Annotated in this window: 18 protein-coding genes and 2 pseudogenes; 5 read left to right on the top strand and 15 right to left on the bottom strand. The window is 57.3% G+C overall.

Annotation, left to right across the window (positions count from 1 at the left end):
• Nucleotides 1-6: 6 nt before the first annotated feature.
• From IPK32_08900 to IPK32_08875, 6 genes and pseudogenes are all read right to left on the bottom strand, one after another.
• Nucleotides 7-407: pseudogene (locus tag IPK32_08900) on the bottom strand (biopolymer transporter ExbD).
• A gap of 6 nt (nt 408-413) precedes the next feature.
• Complete coding sequence (locus IPK32_08895; GenBank protein ID MBK8092084.1) at nt 414-1,178, bottom strand: MotA/TolQ/ExbB proton channel family protein; 765 nt, start codon at nt 1,176-1,178, stop codon at nt 414-416.
• Between the two features lie 27 nt (nt 1,179-1,205).
• The gene (locus IPK32_08890; protein ID MBK8092083.1) at nt 1,206-1,541 is read right to left on the bottom strand and encodes a hypothetical protein; all 336 of its coding nucleotides are present in this window, start codon (nt 1,539-1,541) and stop codon (nt 1,206-1,208) included.
• Nucleotides 1,519-2,244, bottom strand: coding sequence for a DUF2341 domain-containing protein (locus IPK32_08885; GenBank protein MBK8092082.1), 726 nt, complete (start codon nt 2,242-2,244; stop codon nt 1,519-1,521). Before IPK32_08885 ends, IPK32_08890 begins: the two co-directional genes overlap by 23 nt.
• A gap of 22 nt (nt 2,245-2,266) precedes the next feature.
• Nucleotides 2,267-2,665 (bottom strand): BamA/TamA family outer membrane protein, encoded by a 399-nt coding sequence (locus IPK32_08880; GenBank protein ID MBK8092081.1) that lies wholly within the window; start codon nt 2,663-2,665, stop codon nt 2,267-2,269.
• A complete protein-coding gene (locus tag IPK32_08875; GenBank protein MBK8092080.1) occupies nt 2,635-3,801 on the bottom strand; it encodes a ShlB/FhaC/HecB family hemolysin secretion/activation protein in 1,167 nt (388 codons plus the stop codon). The genes IPK32_08880 and IPK32_08875 overlap by 31 nt, the downstream gene beginning before the upstream one ends.
• Before the next feature lie 348 nt (nt 3,802-4,149).
• Here IPK32_08875 and IPK32_08870 point away from each other — a divergent pair, with 348 nt between their 5' ends.
• Both IPK32_08870 and IPK32_08865 read left to right on the top strand, forming a co-directional pair.
• A complete protein-coding gene (locus IPK32_08870) occupies nt 4,150-4,578 on the top strand; it encodes a transposase (GenBank protein MBK8092079.1) in 429 nt (142 codons plus the stop codon).
• A complete protein-coding gene (locus IPK32_08865; protein MBK8092078.1) occupies nt 4,547-4,825 on the top strand; it encodes a transposase in 279 nt (92 codons plus the stop codon). The genes IPK32_08870 and IPK32_08865 overlap by 32 nt, the downstream gene beginning before the upstream one ends.
• Nucleotides 4,826-4,860: 35 nt before the next feature.
• Here IPK32_08865 and IPK32_08860 read toward each other — a convergent pair whose 3' ends face one another.
• The 9 genes and pseudogenes from IPK32_08860 to IPK32_08820 form a co-directional block, all read right to left on the bottom strand.
• Nucleotides 4,861-5,322: a hypothetical protein gene (locus IPK32_08860; GenBank protein MBK8092077.1), complete on the bottom strand. Its 462-nt coding sequence runs from the start codon at nt 5,320-5,322 to the stop codon at nt 4,861-4,863.
• Nucleotides 5,319-5,606 carry a hypothetical protein gene (locus IPK32_08855; protein MBK8092076.1) on the bottom strand — a complete coding sequence of 96 codons (288 nt, stop codon included), beginning with the start codon at nt 5,604-5,606 and terminating at the stop codon, nt 5,319-5,321. The genes IPK32_08860 and IPK32_08855 overlap by 4 nt, the downstream gene beginning before the upstream one ends.
• Before the next feature lie 87 nt (nt 5,607-5,693).
• Nucleotides 5,694-6,512 (bottom strand): hypothetical protein, encoded by an 819-nt coding sequence (locus IPK32_08850; protein ID MBK8092075.1) that lies wholly within the window; start codon nt 6,510-6,512, stop codon nt 5,694-5,696.
• On the bottom strand, nt 6,451-6,957 hold the full coding sequence (locus IPK32_08845; GenBank protein MBK8092074.1) for a hypothetical protein: 507 nt from the start codon (nt 6,955-6,957) through the stop codon (nt 6,451-6,453). The genes IPK32_08850 and IPK32_08845 overlap by 62 nt, the downstream gene beginning before the upstream one ends.
• A gap of 58 nt (nt 6,958-7,015) precedes the next feature.
• Nucleotides 7,016-7,852, bottom strand: a complete 837-nt coding sequence (locus IPK32_08840; GenBank protein ID MBK8092073.1) for a PEP-CTERM sorting domain-containing protein — start codon at nt 7,850-7,852, stop codon at nt 7,016-7,018.
• Nucleotides 7,853-7,942: 90 nt separating this feature from the next.
• Nucleotides 7,943-8,782 carry a hypothetical protein gene (locus tag IPK32_08835; protein ID MBK8092072.1) on the bottom strand — a complete coding sequence of 280 codons (840 nt, stop codon included), beginning with the start codon at nt 8,780-8,782 and terminating at the stop codon, nt 7,943-7,945.
• Nucleotides 8,779-9,477 carry a response regulator transcription factor gene (locus IPK32_08830; GenBank protein ID MBK8092071.1) on the bottom strand — a complete coding sequence of 233 codons (699 nt, stop codon included), beginning with the start codon at nt 9,475-9,477 and terminating at the stop codon, nt 8,779-8,781. Before IPK32_08830 ends, IPK32_08835 begins: the two co-directional genes overlap by 4 nt.
• A gap of 367 nt (nt 9,478-9,844) precedes the next feature.
• A complete protein-coding gene (locus IPK32_08825) occupies nt 9,845-10,462 on the bottom strand; it encodes a TIM barrel protein (protein MBK8092070.1) in 618 nt (205 codons plus the stop codon).
• A pseudogene (locus IPK32_08820) lies at nt 10,372-12,207 on the bottom strand (arylsulfatase). The gene IPK32_08825 and the pseudogene IPK32_08820 overlap by 91 nt, the downstream one beginning before the upstream one ends.
• A gap of 620 nt (nt 12,208-12,827) precedes the next feature.
• On the opposite strand from IPK32_08820, the gene IPK32_08815 reads away from it, so the two are divergent.
• The 3 genes from IPK32_08815 to IPK32_08805 all read left to right on the top strand — a co-directional run bounded on the left by IPK32_08815 (nt 12,828) and on the right by IPK32_08805 (nt 14,258).
• Nucleotides 12,828-13,028, top strand: a complete 201-nt coding sequence (locus tag IPK32_08815; protein ID MBK8092069.1) for a hypothetical protein — start codon at nt 12,828-12,830, stop codon at nt 13,026-13,028.
• 136 nt (nt 13,029-13,164) lie between these two features.
• On the top strand, nt 13,165-13,563 hold the full coding sequence (locus IPK32_08810) for a helix-turn-helix domain-containing protein (protein MBK8092068.1): 399 nt from the start codon (nt 13,165-13,167) through the stop codon (nt 13,561-13,563).
• Nucleotides 13,564-13,649: 86 nt separating this feature from the next.
• Nucleotides 13,650-14,258: a transposase gene (locus IPK32_08805; GenBank protein ID MBK8092067.1), complete on the top strand. Its 609-nt coding sequence runs from the start codon at nt 13,650-13,652 to the stop codon at nt 14,256-14,258.
• Nucleotides 14,259-14,318 lie beyond the last annotated feature (60 nt).

Here is a 14,318-nt window from a genome sequence, read left to right as displayed (position 1 = left end):
GGTGGATTATTTTTCGCCTGGAGTGGCGAGTCCGATCTGGGTGATGCCGAGGCGGCTTACAACGTTCAGCACATCCATGATGCCCTGGTATTGAGAGGCACTGTCACCACGGATGACGACGGGGAACTCGGGTGTGGCGGACTTGATGGCCTCCAGCTTAGTGGCGAGCTCATCGAGTGTGACGGGGATGGTATTGAGGAAGACTTTTCCTCGGTGTTGATGGTGATGGCCTGCATTTTAGGCCCTTCCAGCGGCTTGGCGGACGCTGGGCCACCACGCGGCAGATTGACCTTCACGCCCTGCACTCCTGCGGTGGTCATGATGATGAAAATCAGCAGCAGCACCAGGTAGAGATCCACCATGGGCGTGACGTTGATGTCATCGTAGCTCTTGTTGTCTGCTTGCATGGTAGATTAGGCCTCCTTGTGGTGTTCGGCCATTTTGGCGATGAACTCGTCGATGAAAGTCTCCATGTTGGTGACCACGTCTTTGATGCGAGAGCTGAGGTAGGAGTAGATGAAGAGAGCCGGGATAGCGACGGCGAGGCCAGCGACCGTGGCGAGCAAAGCGCCAGCGATACCAGGAGCGATGCTATTGACCTCCACCTCACCGCTTTTGGCGATGACGGCGAAGGTGATCATCACACCGATCACGGTGCCGAGCAGACCCAGGTAAGGACCACCTGCGATGCCGATGGTGAGGAAGACGAGCTTGCCATTGAGCTTCTGCACCTCACGCACCATGCCACCGTGCAGCGTGGCTTTGATGGCTTGGATGCTGCGACAGCTGAGTCCTTTGGTCGGCTTGGTGGCGTCTTTTTTCTCAATCGTGCCAGAGCTGTTTTTGATGCGGTGATTGATCTCTTCGCCGCCGAGGTGGTAAATTTGATACAGGGCGATTTGCGCATCAAACGCATGGATTTGGCATTGGCGGTGCCGCCGAGGGATTTGACACCGCTTTCGTCTTCGGTGTCGATGGCAGTCAGATCGGAAGAAATGCTGTGCCAGCGCTTCAGGAACTCCTTGGAGGCCTTTTCGATGGTGTTCAGGTAGAAGAACTTCCCGAGTGCGATGGCCCAACCGACGATGGCGAGCAGTGTGTGCAGAGGAAAATAACCACCCAGCCGTCGAAGGTGAGGTCTTGGAGATGTCTTTGATGAGGGTGAGGTGCTTTGCCATCTCACTTTCTTCCTCGTGGTCGCCGATTCATCCGAGCCGACGGTGAGGAGCTTTGTGCCTCTGCCGTGCTGCTTGATTGATGGCTGCAAAGGCGATGAAGCCCGCAGGCCGTGCAGTTTTGGCGATTTGCAGCTCATCGAGCTCGCCAGTGTAGCCTGTGAGTCCGGTGCCAGTGCTGTCCTTGCTGATTTCCAGGGGTGTTTTGAGTGCAGGCATCGCTGCGGCGAGTTGGCCGTAAGATTTGCCATTCACAAAGAGGGTGGTGGTGCCTGCATCATGCACAGCCGCGATGTGTGTCCACGCACTGGCGGCGATAGGCGCTCCAGGGCTGCTGCGCTGCTTATTGATTTCGACAAAGGGCACGCCGTTGTTCAGACCGAGGATGAAGGCGTTCGCCCCATCTCGGCGGGCGAGCAAAAACCGCATCCGCAGCAAGCGCAGAGGGCTTTACCCAGAGTGAGATGGTCAGCGGACCGCCGGGGAACCAATCTGGGAGAGGTGGGGCTGGGGTTTTGACTGGTACCTGACCGAAAACACGCAATCCGCTGCCGATGAGTGCGCCTGCGGCTGGTGGAGGTGCTCCTTCGGCATTCGCTCCGGTAGGGGAGGAATCGCTGGCGACTTTCGCTGCATCCGCAAAGTGGTACACTAGCACGCTATCGGCTGTGTAGGTCTCTTTGGCTGCCTCCGCGGCTGGAGCGGCTGCATTGCCGTAGTAGAGCCAGATGGTTGTGGCTGCGGCTGGCTTCAAATCCGGCACCTGGACCCAGACGTAGGCTTCATTGAGCAGAGAGTCCCACTTTTCGACATGATGCTTGAGTACAGTTTTGTGATCATCGGCGGTAAAGCGTAGATCGCCGCCGTCTTCTCTGGCGGAGAGGAAGCTGAATACGCCTTCATGGAGCCGCACGAGCACGGCGCTGGTGCCGAGTGGATCGGTGATGGCGGCCGCTTTGGTGTCGATGTCGATCTTCTTGCGAATGGTGTAGCCAGGATCGAGCCAGAGCTTTTCTTCCGCAGCATGCAGTGCGACGGAGAGTGTGAGGAGGCAGAGGAGTTTGAGCATGGGGGAGGTGAGAAGTGAGGAATCAGAAGTCGGCTCCGAGGCGGAAGGTCATGTTAAGGTGCTGCGCGATGGAGTTTGGCTGCGTGATGAGGGGCATGCCGATATCGAGCGAGCCGAAGTAGTGCTCCTTCCAGCGCAGGCGTGAACCGATACCGATGCTGGCGAGTGACTGAGTCCGCTCTTCACCGGCAGGGTGGCATTGACGAAGAGCTGTAGTGGCATCTGCGAAGGCGTAGGCCCGCCATTCATTGTTCTTATCCCTTGCCGTCTCCGATAAAGCTGGCGTGCGTAGCTCCATCGATCCGATGATGCCGCCGTCACCGAGCTGGGTCGCAACGAGGTAGCCACGCACCGTGCTGATGCCGCCTGCAGCGATCTGCTCGGTATTGATCAGCGGTGATGGGGAGGCCTGTCCTTGCACGCGTGAGTAAACTGGAGCCCATGATCGAGATCACGCGTGGAGAAAGATCTCGCACGGAGGTAGAAGAAATTATCCTGCGCCTTGAATCGCCGGTTGGAAAACCTCTTGGGAACCACCCATGCCACGCAGGTGGAAGACGGCGGATGCATTGAATTCCAGAAACTGCGCTCTGCCAGATGACTGAGCGAGTAACTAATGGTGAAGGGGAATACGTGATGGGTGAGGCGATGAGCGCTCCACCCGCAGTGATGTCCTGCACGAAGTCTTTGAAGTCGATACCGAAGCTCAACGAGTGAAACCAACCCTTCTCTGCGGGCAGTGTCTTCATGAAGCGTAGGCCATAGATGCTGCCCTTGCCCACCACGGTGCCGCCACCGAGGGTGCTGATGTTGCTGTCCCGCCATGTGCCAGTGAGCATGGCAGTCCACCCATTTTCCAGCGGAGCGCTGTAATAGGCGGGAGAAGACGGTGCCATCAGAGAGCTTCTCTGGAGCGATCTGAAAACTGGTGCCCAGGGTGTGTCCGAGCTGCCACAGATTCCCATAGCTGAGGGAGCCGCTGAGTCGCAGGACGGTGTTGGCATTATAGACATTGTTCAGCTCGAAGCTGCCGTGCAGCGGAAGTGAGTCTTCCACATTGAGATCGATATCCACCGTACCGGGGACGATGCCCTGGCGCAGCTCAGGCGTGACTTTGCGATCACGCCAGCGATTGAGCGCTACGATGTCCTTCTGGATCTCATTGAAGTCTGGCACCTGCCCCTCCGCCATGGATGGCGCATGCTTTTCGATCTCGCTGGGGAGGAAGTACTTCGCCCCTTTCACGCGGAGGCGGCCCACGGTGGCCTCGACGACGTTGAAGTAGATCACGCCACGCGAGCCGCTCTGGCGCGGAGTTTCCACATAGACGCTTTGGTAGCCTAGGTCGCGGTACACTTTCTCTAGACCGGCACGTGCCTGTTCGATGTCGTTTTCCGAGCGGCCAGGTCCCAAGTAGGGATACACAGCCTTTTCGATATCGATGGGTTTGATCTTGGTGTTTCGCGAGCGCGATACTCGCGGATGTAGAGCCGTCCGAGCTGGGATAGGGCGGTGGGAGCACTGGTTTCTTCCTGTGCAGTCACCACGCTGGGGCACAACATGGCTGCGAGGCAGCCTGCCGTCTGGAGCAGATGATGAAATGGGGCACGGGGAAGAAAGCGCCAACATGAGTGCGCCGTCTTTCGCAGATGGTTCCCTCCCCTCAAGATAGCTGCGGTTACGAATGCGTAACGACCGCTGATGAATATGGCGCTTAAAGTCTAGGCGGTGTCTTCGCAAATGGAACGCATTTTCTGCAAGGTTGGTGCAGGGCTGAAGTTGAAAGGCTGCCATGTTCAACAAACTGACCCGGAGTCTGCAAACCGCCCTGCGTGACAGGGCTTCTTCATTCATTCTGTAGTGCAACAACGCTGGGCAGGGCGAAGAGGGCGCAGGCCCAAAATCGTGGCTCTGCATCTGGAGGCTTTCTTCCACATCCTACGCACTGGTGATCCATGGAGAGACCTGCCTGTGCGCTATGGACTCTGGACAACGGTCTATTCGCAGTTCAGGCGCTGGTGCCTCTGCGGGTGTGGGACGCTGGTGGCGTGGTTGGGCAAGAAGGCCAAGGGCTTGCTGCGACATGTCGATGGCAGCTACATCAAAGTCCATCAGCACGGTCTGCAGGGACCTAAGCTGCGGCGTGAGCAGCAGGCCATCGGGCTGTCGCGTGGAGGGATGACCACCCAACTGCTGGCTGCCGTTGATGAAGACGGCCTGCTCTGCGACTTCGTGTTGTGCGCGGGCAATTTCCACGACCTCACCGCCGTCCGTCTGATGCTTGAGTCCTTTCGCGGCACGCATGTGGTGGGCGACAAAGCTTCGGCAGCCTAGCGTTCCGTCAGGCACTCATAGAGCACGGGCCGCTGGCAGCACGATCCCGCGCAAAGGCTACCAGACCCTCGACGAGCAGCCACAGCCCTTTGACCGCCAGAACTACGCCACGCGCCATCTCGTCGAAAACTTTTTCCAGCGCATGAAGGCTCACAAGAGGCTTGCCATGCGTTCGGAGAAAACAGCCTCTTCCTTCGCTGGCTTCATCACTTTCGCCGCACTCCTGGACAGAACTCTCCTGGCTTGATTTGCGAAGACACCGCCTAGTATATGACGTTTTTGTCACTTGGCAGGCTGTTGGGGCGTTTGATTTCCAGCCCCCTGCTGCACCCGGATGAAGTAGTCCCCGCCATAGAGTGAACTGAAGTAGTCATCGCTCTGAAAGCGTGCACGCTGCCAGTTGAGCTGATAGTTGTTGCTATCTGGCTGCGCCCCGGGGACTGAGGCTTTCCCCGAAATCCTCACGCAGATCCTGGAGCCTGCGCAGTGTCTCTGAGCCAGCGTGGTGTCCGTGGGCGTGGTGGAAAGACTGTTCGGCGTGATAGAGGGCATGTTTGCGGCATCTCCGACGAGGAAGGCGGGCACTTCCAGCGGTGCAGGGTAGCATCCGGCGTAGCCTGCGCGGCGGCAGTAACTGGCGTAGTAGGGTCGATGCTTCGCCTGAAGGTAGCATTTTGCGAAGCGCTCTGCGGTCTGGCGCTCGATGGTGGCTGCGTCTGCGCTGCCTGGACTATCGCTGGTCAATGAGCTGCGCAGCTCGGAGTGGACGATTTGGCGTATCGTCGGCTCTGGACAGCCGATTTGGCGTAAATTCGGATGTAGGAGGCAAAATCGCAGCTTTCGATCTCACGCCAGTGAAAGGGCGCTTTTCCGTGGAGTGGTCTCAGCGGAAATCGGCACGAAAACAGGCTGCGGGGCGACTTGATGCTCAAGTCGGCCTGTGGCGTGCTTTGGAGAGTGGAGTAGAATTGCACGCCATTGAGCAAAAGCGACAATGCGAGCGCGGAGAGCAAAATGGGGCGTTTCATGGTGGAGAGGTCGTTTGGAATGTAAAGCTGGTGCTGACGACGAGCGTCAGCACCAGCTGAGTGCGTTTGAGGTGTTATCGAAGACGATTACGGGCCAACAGTAGCACCGTCGTTGCTGCGGCCGACATTCATCTGGGAGGTGCGCAGGCCAGCGGAGCCAAGAACGGTTGCGTTGTCGAACTGAGTGGCGAGGTTGGTTTTGAACTGGGTCTCATCGCTGCTCAGGCCACTGGGGTGGTAGAGGTGGAGGTAGCCCCAGTTGGTGTAGCGCCCCTGATAGATGAGGTCAGCGTTCGTACCGTCGTAGGTGACGCCTTCGTAGGCGAGGCGGACAGCACCATTGGTGACTGCGGTGTTCGCATCAGTGATGCCCAGGCAGGAGACGAGAGAGACGGAGAGGTCTTCAGCGGCTAAAGTACCAGTCTCATCCAGTAGATCAGTGACAGCAGAGGTCATGCCCATGGCGTTGCGGATAAGGCTACCAGAGGCGTAACCACCGTTACCAGCAGCAAAGGAACCGACTCCATCACCCACAGGCCAAACCTGAGCGGAGGTAATGGTGCCAGTGCCAGGGGTGCCGGAAGTTACAAGCTTCCATTGTTGGACTGCCGTAAAGACGCCGTATTTGATCTCAGCCAGCATGGTGATGCGTGTGCCAGAGCCGTTGTCACGACCGATGGCCAGGACAAGATCTTCAGCGTCGGCAGCACCAGCATCGCCAGTGAGTAGCTTTTTGGGCTGAGAGCCGTTTACATAGAGAGCACGAGCAGCCTGGGATGTCATGTTGGTGAAACCCGTGGTGCCTTTGTTCGCCACCCAGCAGAAGGGGATGATGGCGAGGTTATTATTCGTGAGTGCAGGTGTAGGCGTAGGCGTGGAGGACTGATACACGTCTGAGAATGCCATGCGGGAGGTCGTGGACTCGGACTTCGATACGCTGCTGGAAGTGAGTGACGAAGTTGCCCACAGCGGCATTGGTGTAGCCATTACTGGCGGGCAGGCCGGCAACGGAGATGAAGTTGAGATTGTTCCCCTGCGCCACATCCGCGATACCTGTGGCAGAACCCGTCCATGTGCAATGAACAGTGGTGACACCGGCGATACTGGTAGCAGTGCCGCGGATGATGGAGCAGTCCGCGCTCTCATAGCTGGACTGTGTCGCGGTGGTGTTGCCGCTGATGGCAGCGTGAGCGAACTTGCAGTTCGCCTCACCGCCCATCATGGCGACGATAGCCTTGTGCGTAGCTGCACGGAAGGCGGTGGAGCCTGTGAGGCGGACGGTGAGGTCCGCAAACGCCTGCGGAGCCATGGCGAGGGCGAGGATGCCCGTGAGGATGGAGATGTGTTTCATAAAATACTGTTTCGTGGTGGATTTAATTATGTTTTAAGTTGGCGGGAGGGGAGTGAGATTAGGCGGTGGCTTTCACACGGCGGCGGCGGAACAGCACGCCAGCGAGACCGAGACCACCGAGCAGGGCACGGCTTGGCTCAGGAACGGCAGCAGTGACGGCGAAGCTGACCTGACCAGCATCGCTGATGGTGAAGGTGCCTTCATAGGAACCGACTCCAACGGTGCCGGTGGGATTGGCACCTGTGGTGCGGTCTAGAATGCGGTAAAGATCCAGTGCCGTGCCGCTTGTGCCGGAGCCGAAGTCACCTTCAATAATTCCTGAGAGGGTAAAGGAAGTCGCACCATCGTTATAAGCGCTCCACGAGTTTCCATTGCTGGCATCAAGGACATTTGTCAGGGAAGCTTCTGGAGCTGCGGCATCAAAGACACCAGCCATGCTTATGATGCGGGCAGCCACGTCAGCTCTGGCAGTTGATGTGCCAATAGTCCAAGCCGTGGACTGCTGAGTGCCGGGGGAAACCGTTGTTTGTTCTGCACTCAAATAGTTTGTCCGAGTGGGGTCCCCATCAACGGCACCAGCTATGTTACTGTTACTACGCACACCTGCGACGCCCCAGAAGAGGTCGGAGCGGGTGTTCCAGTCAGAGCCATAGGTGCTGGTGAGCAGCGTGCCGATGTCCACGAAGTTGAGGAGATTGGAGGTCGCGTCACGGAAGACGGTGTCTGCCTGGCCGAGATTGACGAGAAGGTTTGAACTAGCACCCGTACCGCCGGTGGCACGGAATCCGAGGATGAGATCGCCAGCGACGTAGGTGGCTGCGGAGGCCTGGGAGGCCAGAGCAGTCATCCCAGCCACGGCGAGCATGGTGAGGAGATTTTTGGAGCGAATGAGCATGGTGTGATGGAGTTGTCGGTTTGGATTTTCTTTTGGGTAACTACCAGGGGTGAGCCTGGAGGCCTGCAGCCGTGAACCGGCGATGCCGTTTTAAGCTCCTCTTTCCGTGGCGGCTAACTTTGAGGGGTTACATTTCAGTAACAGCCTCCGAGGGTGACAAAAACGTGTATACAAATCTCTTGTGCCCATTGATCGCCGATAGTGGCGAGCTCTCAGGCTGAAGGGAGTGAGTAGGTAGCAGTCGCTACCCTCCGCGTCGCAAGTGCGCAGCTCCAAACGGCCCCTGCTGACCTCCAGCGTATGGCGGACCAACAGCATATCCAGCTCACCAAAGGTGGGAGCCATAAAGTCATCGCACACAGGATCGAGGCAGCTCGCCACCTGATCCTTACTCGTTGCCTGCACAGAGAGCACCATCTCAGTAGCCTCCCAAGCTGCCTGGATCGAGATGCGCAGTGCAGAGGCTCTGCCGCGTAGGATGGACTCAAACAGCTTCAAAAGTATGAGGTGCAGCTTTTCGCGGTCCACCAGCAGTCGTGCACGCCCCTGAGGTATATGGTGCTCGATCACGATTTGGCGTGTCTCCAGCTCTGGTGCTAGCCACTCCACTGCGAGCCCGATGCACTGGCGCAGATTCGCTGCATCACACAGCCAAGCGGAGGATGGAGTCACCACGGTGGAGACGATCTTCATGTCATCTATCACATGCATGAGACGGCGGCTATTGCGGTCCATTACCTCCAGGCAGCGTGCCAATTGCTCACCACCTTTGACAACGCCTGAACGCAGCGTCTCGATGTAGCCCTGTATCAGAGCAAGCGGCGTGCGCAGCTCCAGCCCGGCCTGGGAAAGGAATGCTCGTACGGTGTCACTCCCCACCCCGTGGCTCGCTCTTAGAGGCGTGGCCAATGACGCGTGAGTTCTACTCATGCCCGCTTAGCCTTTCCTGGATCTGCGATGAAAAGATAGCCCTGTTTGCGCACGGTGCCGATGTGGGTGCCGTGGGAGCCTAGCTTGTCACGCAGGCGCTTTATGTGCGTGTCGAGCGTGCGGGAGTGTGTGTCATCGGCATATCCCCACACGGCATTGAGCAACTCACTCCGAGTATGCACCACATCCGGATTCGCCATCAAAAAAGACACCAGCTTCAGCTCCGTGGACGTCAGCTCCGCGAGCTGTCCGGAGACTGTGAGCACCATGTTTTGGCGATCCACCACGAAGTCCCCTACCCGTAGCTCATCGGTCATCGCGACCTTTTGGGAGCGGCGTAGGATGGCCTTGATCCGCAGCACCAGCTCACGCGGACTGAAGGGCTTCGTCAAATAGTCATCCGCCCCCAGCTCCAGGCCATTGATGCGGTCATGCGCCTGGGAACGCGCACTCAGCATCAGCACCGGAATGCCTCGCGTTCGCACATCCGTGCGCAACTGCCGGAAAACCTGCCACCCGTCCAAACCAGGCAACATGATGTCCAGCACGATGAGCTGCGGCTTTTCACGAGCCGCTGTCTCCAGCACCTCAAGGCCATTGCTCAAAGTGAGCACTTCACTCCCTTCATTAGAAAGATGGAGGCTGATAAGCTCCAAGATGTCTTTCTCATCATCTACTAAAAGGATTCGGTTCATGTTCGGGAATCCACATCAACGTCACATTCCCCTGTCTGCCAAAGATCGTGATGTGACGATCTTGTCGCACGATCACTCACAAGGCCGCTTTTTGCTGCATTTTTTATGAGCCCAGGCGCATTCAACAGCATGCACTAAGGATACACCTTACCCTTGATGCAGGCATAGGCTTCCTTGCTGCCTTTGGTTTCTCCAGACCAGATCAGGAATCTAGTGATGGACAGAGGGTCAATCTGTCCGCATCCACCTGCGGAGTAGGTCGCGCAGGAGTTTCATTTCCTGAAACAGCTCAGGCAAGTCGGGGTGGAAGTGCTCGATGCACCAGGACCCCGAAAACCAGTGGCCCAGGCGATGTCGAAGCACTTTTTCAGATCGTAATCGGCGTGAGCGCCATCGGGGCCGAGTTTGAAGGCTTTGAAGTCGCAGGAAACGGCGTGCGGAAAGGCTTTTCGAGGCCGGTGTAGCGGGTGGTGTTGTCCTTCCAGTTACCGGTGTCGGGTTGGGCTTTCAATGCGGGGCCGACAGAGGCGATGACGCGGGGGATGGCATCGGCATCGGTCATCATCCAGCCATAGTTTTCGACGAGCACGGTGATTTCTTTGGCGGCGTAGTCGATGAGTTCCCGCATGGCTGCGGCGAGGCGCTGTGGATCAGGCCTGTCTGGGAGAGGCAGTGGACGCACCCAGCGACAGCCGAGCAGTGCCGCTGCATCGATGCTGTGCTTATACACACGCATGGCGGCCTGTTTGATCACGGGATCAGCACTGGCCATGTCGAGGCCGGGCTGGTTCATTTTCAGATTGGTCAAAAGGCAGCCGTGTTTCTCCGCAGCTGCGCGGAGTCGCTCTAAGTAGGCTGGCTCGAGCGAAACGAGGGTGGCGGTCATGAGATCGATCACCCGCATATCGAGCTCCTCACGCATGATTTGCGGCAGATCGAGTAGGCGCAGCTTTCCAGCCGCCTTTTCAGCGCTGAGATGCCGCATGAAGGAGCCGGTGGTAATGCCGATCTCGCCTCTGAGGTCGTCCTTCGCGGCCAGAAGTGGCCCCGCAGCAAATAGAGCACTCGATCGTAAAAATCGACGGCGGGTAGGCATGTGAAGAAAGGAGCTGGAAAATGCGAAAAGACTGCCGCCTCTATTTCTTCGGAGCTTCTTTCTTCTTCCCCTTTAGGCTGGCCTTTCGGCGTGGGTTTGCGCAGGATGACCTCGACGGCGTTGCTTTGTGCGGCACCAGGGGTGCTGCGGCCATCGGTGATTGTTTTTGGATGAGGTTGAGCTTAGCGGCGATTTCGGGCTTTCGGCGATGAGGTTATTCGTTTCTCCGATGTCGGCGCTCAGATCGTAGAGCTGGGAGTCTGGGGCGTCTTTCGGGGCCTGACCAGGACGCGGGCGCTCCAGCCGCCGGAGTCGGCACAGAGGGCTAGCTTCCACGGACCTTCACGGATGACAAAGCTGCCATTGATGCTGTGGTGGATGATGTTGGGACGTGAGTCGGAGCTACTCTCGCCGCGCAGGACGTGGAGGAAGCTGTAACTGTCCTCCGCAGCCGTTTCGGGTAATTTTTCACCTAGGATGTCGGCACAGGTGGCGAGGAAGTCGGTGAGGCAGGTGAGCTGGGCGGATTTTTGACCTGCTTTGGCCTGCGCTGGCCAGCGGACGATGAATGGCACCCGGTGCCCGCCATCAAAGACATCCGCTTTGTGTCCACGCATGTTGTAGCTGGGATTATGGCCCTTGCTGAGATGCAGTGGGAAGTCAGCGCTGGGAGAGCAGCCATTGTCACTGGTGACGATGATAAGCGTGTCCTGAGCGATGCCCCTTTTCTCTGTGGCGGTCATGATTTGACCGATGGCGTCGTCTGTCTCCATGACAAAATCAGCGTAGGAGCTGAGGCCGCTTTTCCCCTGCCACTTCTCACTCCGGCAGGATCGGTGTGTGCGGAGAGTTCAGCGGCATGTAGATGAAGAAGGGGTTGCCGTTTTCGCATCAGCAGCTTTTCTTGTCGATGATCTTCACCGCACGGTTGGTAAAGGCGGGAGCACATCCTCACCGCGAAATCCCGGGCTACCTGGCCCCTCGCGGGTGAATGCCTTGCCGCTGCGATTGGCGGCATTCATGAGAGCTTCATCGTTTGCTGTCGGATTGACCGGGACACGATCATTTTCGATGAAGCAATACGGCACCATGTCCAGAGAGGCACTGATGCCGAAGTAGGAGTCAAAACCGACACTGAGTGGGCCATTAGCGATGGGCTGAGTGTAATCAACGTTATGGACCTGCTCGGCAGATTCGATGCCCACTCGTCACGCTGCCCTTTTTCACCCAATCCATGCCGAGGTGCCATTTTCCGACACAGGCAGTGTAATAGCCGTTTTGCTTCAGAAAGGAGGCCACGGTGAGCGCCCCTGCTCGATGAGCCTCGGGGAGAGCCCACCGAGCATCGCTGCTTTGTAGCTTTACCGCCAGAGTAGCGGCCTGTCATCACGCCGTAGCGTGTGGGAGTGCAGACGCTGGAGCCGGAGTGTGCATCGGTAAAGATCACCCCTCCTTCGCAAGTCGATCCATGTGTGGAGTCGCGATTTTCCTTCAGGATTGAGGCACTTCACATCGCCATACCCCAGGTCATCACAGAGGATGAAAATGATGTTCGGCTTCGCTGCAGCAGAAGCAGACTGGAAAGGAACAAGGGTAGCCAGTGAAACAAAAAGCAGAGGAAGCAAGGAGCGCATGATCTGTGGATAACGACAGGCATGGTGCTCAAGTTTCAGCCCATGAGAAAAGCGAGGCGCAGACTGACCATGCACACTGAAATTGCCTGCTACTGGCGCTCGATGTAAAGCCGCCATATTCGGTCGAATACATCTTATGCTTCGCGTCGTGAGGTTTTGTGATTTTTAACCGCTCATTCGACGCTGACCCGACGCTAATCCCAAACCAAACATCAGCGTTAAATGAGCGTCATATAAGCGGTTTAGATTCCCCATCTTCATCTCATGAATTCACAAATCATGATGAAGCGAAGCATCGCGAGCCGGTTTTTCGGCTCGAAGGTTGGCCTGGTTTTAAAGTCTCTGGCCGAGATGCAAAGCGGCAAAGGTTCCCAAGCTTTCTGAACCTGTGGCCATTTGCCTTGGCGTGAAATCATCTCTGCCATTTCGTTTTTCAAAAGCCTTGGGATTGTTCACCAAGCCACCGCCGAGCACAGACTTGTTGACGGTTAGCAGGGCAGCAAGTCAGACTTTCTTCATGACTGTGACACTACCCGCTGTTTTCGAATCCTTTGTGCGGCAAAAATCGCCACGGGCCTCATCAAAACGCCGATGAAGTCGTGGAGGATTCTTTGGAGCTCATGCACCAGCAAGAACGCTGGAAGATGGCGGCGACAGCCAAGATTGACGAAGGGCTTCAGGACATGGCCGAGGCCGTTTCTGACGAGTGGAAGTCCCTGGCAGAAAATGGAAGCATTCAAGGCGAACTGGCGTGCCTAGGCATGAATGCCGTCTTATTCAGCCGTGCGGCTCAATACGACCTGCAAGCCATTTGGGTCTAGACCGGTTCTCAAAAAGAATGTCATATTGAGGCTGTACTTTTTAGAATTGCGGTAATTAATAGGCGGCGGTGGCCCGCCCGTGCATCACACTCAATCTCGAAAACGCGACCTTGGAAGAGGTCGGCGTGGCGATGGATTGCACGCCCTGAAGAAGGGCTTTCGTCGGCTTCAAGCGCTGCGCTGGCTTTATGAAGGCAAGAGCCGCGAGCAAGTCGCTGACCTCTCAGGCTTCAGCCTGCGGCAGGTTTTGCGTTTCATCCAAGCCTTCAATCTCGCCGGCCTTGATGGTCTCATTCCCGGGCGTAGCAGCGGCCGTCGCCGAATCCTGCCCAAGGGAACAAGTGAACGAAAAATTCTGCCTCTCATCGAAGATCCCTCACTGGCCGGACAGAGCCACTGGACTGCGGTGAAGTTGCACGGCTGGATCAAGCAGAACCTGCAAACCCAGCTCGGCTACAGCACCACCGTGCGCTATCTCCACGAGCACGACTACCGCCTCCAAAGTTCCGCGCCCTTGGCCGCTCAATCAGGATGAGGACAAGCGCCAAGCCTTCTGCGAAAAGCTCCAGAACTGGGTGGCTGATCCGAACGTCGACTTGTGGTTCAGCGACGAAAGCGGCTTTGAAGGCGATCCGCGCCCGCGCCGCACCTGGACCAAGATCGGCAAGGTGCGCCACTCACCCTATCTCGGTGAGCATCCGCTACAATGTGTTTGGTGCCGTGCGGCCCAAAGATGGACGTCTCGGCGCACTGCTCTTCAACCTGTGCGACAGCGTCACTTTTCAGGTGTTCCTTGACACTCTAGCTGAGGAGAATCCGCGCGTAGAAGGACGCCGCGCTATCCTGGTGCTCGACAACGCCTCATGGCACAAGACCAAGAGCCTCAACTGGCATCACTTCGAGCCGGAGTATCTGCCGCCACGCTCGCCAGACCTCAACGCCATTGAGCGCTTGTGGCTGCGCATGAAGGCCGACTGGTTCAACGGCTGGATCGCCAAGACTTCCGAGCAACTTCAGGACCGTATCATCGAGTCCCTGCGCTCTTTGTTCGACCAGCCCTCCATCCTTCGGTCAGTGCCGCCCAAAGACGCGTTTATGACATTCTTTTTGAGAATCGGTCTATGGGCTGACCATCATCCTGAGGCCGCTGATGGACTGAGCAGGACATTCGTGACGAGATCTGGACATTGTCGGAGATGCCGGACCTCGGGCACCGTAGCAAAGAACTGACCAAACATGATCTTTGGTTTCCCAAAGCGGCGAACCATGGATGGTTTGTGACCATTCATG

The sequence above is a fragment of the Verrucomicrobiaceae bacterium genome (assembly GCA_016713035.1).
Taxonomy (GTDB): Bacteria; Verrucomicrobiota; Verrucomicrobiia; order Verrucomicrobiales; family Verrucomicrobiaceae; genus Prosthecobacter.
Note: the sequence above shows the minus strand (reverse complement) of the source record. Positions and strands in the feature narration are given on the sequence as shown.